The organism is Nonomuraea sp. NPDC048916, assembly GCF_040649575.1.
In the GTDB taxonomy this organism is placed as follows: domain Bacteria; phylum Actinomycetota; class Actinomycetes; order Streptosporangiales; family Streptosporangiaceae; genus Nonomuraea.
Genome location: NZ_JBEZFS010000104.1, coordinates 1 through 2120, shown reverse-complemented (window position 1 = coordinate 2120; position 2120 = coordinate 1). Strand labels below are relative to the sequence as shown.

The window sequence follows — 2120 nt, the reverse complement described above, 5'->3', positions numbered from 1 at the left end:
GCGCCGCTCATCATCACGACGCGGACCCCGATCAGCACCGGAATCACCGTCGCGCCGGGGACCGCCGTAGCCACCCTCACGTCGGGGGCCGCCGTAGCCGCCCTCACCACGGGGGCCACGGTCGTCACGATCACGGAACGAACGCCGCTCATCATCACGACGCGGACCACGATCGCCACCGTAGCCACCCTCACGCCGGGGGCCGCTGTCGCGGCTCCCACCGCGATCGTCCCGCCCGTGGAATCCGGAGCGCTCAGTGCGCCCACGGTCCTGGAAGGGCCGGCGATCGTCGCCGTCACGCCGCTGACCACGATCGCTGGAGCGCTCGTTGGAACGGAACGGACGGTCGCCCGTGGATTCGCGCTCCTCGCGCCCGCGGGAACCGGCCCCGCCCTCTGTATTTCCGGGCGACCGCCTTTCCTCGTGGTCGCCGCGCCCGGACTGTCCGCCGTCCGATCCGTTATCTCTGTTCACTTCTGGTCCATTTCGTTGGCTCACTCAGCGAGATCCGTACGCAAATGACGGTCTGCCGTGGCTGGTCGCCGCCCGCCCTCGGGCCTTACGCGACGAAGGCCACCCGTGGGGGTGGCCCGCTCGTTCCAGCGTAGCAAGCTCCGGAACGTCCACGCGCCGGGCCGAGGCCGCTTATTGAGTCGCCCCGATGGCGCACTTCAGGAACACTGCTGACCATGTCGCTGCGTTTCCACGAGATCGCCGAGTCCGGGCATCGGATCCTGAACCCCCTCACGGATGACAAACTCAACCTCCTAGGAGAGATCTGCAGCATCGTGCCAGGAACCCGCCAGCTGGACCTGGCTTGCGGTAAGGGAGAGCTGCTGACTCGCTGGGCGTCCCTCTACGGCCTGCGAGGGGTCGGCGTGGACATCAGCAAGGTCTTCCTCGCAGCCGCCAGAGAGCGTGCCGACGAGCTCGGCGTCTCCGATCAAGTGAGCTTCGTCGAGGCTGACGCCGGAAAGTACGAGGACGAGCCTCAAAAGTACGACATCGTCTCGTGCCTCGGGGCTACCTGGATCGGCGGTGGCCTGCTCGGCACGCTCGACCTGATGCGCCGGCCGCTGCGCTCAGGCGGGCTGGCCCTGGTCGGCGAATGCTACTGGATCACCCCGCCGCCAGACGAGGCATACGAATCACTCGGAATCGACCGGGACACGTTCACTTCGCTCGCAGGCACAGGCGAACGGTTTGAGAGTGCCGGGTTCGAGTTGGTGGAAATGGTCATGTCCAACCTGGACAGCTGGGACAGGTACGTTGCCAGCCAGTGGTGGACACTCAGCGAGTGGCTCCGGAACAACCCGGAGGACCCTGACACTCCAGCCATTCGCGACTTCCTCGACCAGGCACGCCGCTCCCATCTCGAGTACGGCCGGCACTACCTGGGATGGGGCGTCTTCGTCCTCCGTTCTTAGAGGGAAGACAAATCGGAGCCCGAGGCCACTTCAGAGGCCACTGGAAGGCGGATCCCCAACCTGGAATCACCAGGGCCTCGGCGAAGTCGGTGAGTCGTCGTTGATCAGATGAGTCCAGGGATGGGCAGGATACGGCTGGCGTCCCGGGCGAGATGGCGGATGGTCGTGGCGATGTTGTCGAATCCAGCTGGCACGCCTGAGAGATGAAGTACCGGCTGGCAGGCGATGTTGACACATCGAGCTCTGGACCGTGGCTATCACCGGGACGGTCACCGTTCGTGCGTTCCCTGACCAGTTTCGCAAACGCAAAAAAGGGGCCCCGCCACCGGAACCCCAAACCAACCACCCGAAACCCGCGCCCGAGCCCGCCCGCCCGAGCCCGCCCGCCCGCAGCCCAACCGGCTGCGCCCCGCCCAACCACAAGCCTGCGGTCTGCCCGCCCGAAACCCACCCGAACAAGCCCGACCGGGCCCCGCCCCGAACGGAACCCGACCAAACCCCACCAACCAAGCAAACACGCAGGCAGGCAGGTCCGTAAACACCGGGCCGTAAACGAAGGTCCGTAAACACAGGGCCGTAAACGCGAGAAGGGCCCCCTAATCCAGGAGGCCCTTCCCACATCAAACGATTGTCCGGCGGCGACCTACTCTCCCACACCCTCCCGAGTGCAGTACCATCGGCGCTGAGAAGCTT

1 protein-coding gene is annotated in these 2120 nt (G+C 66.1%); it reads left to right on the top strand.

Features of this window, described 5'->3' with window-relative positions:
- Positions 1-689 precede the first annotated feature (689 nt).
- The gene (locus tag AB0C16_RS39915; protein WP_357691335.1) at positions 690-1427 is read left to right on the top strand and encodes a methyltransferase domain-containing protein; all 738 of its coding nucleotides are present in this window, start codon (positions 690-692) and stop codon (positions 1425-1427) included.
- Positions 1428-2120: the final 693 nt, after the last annotated feature.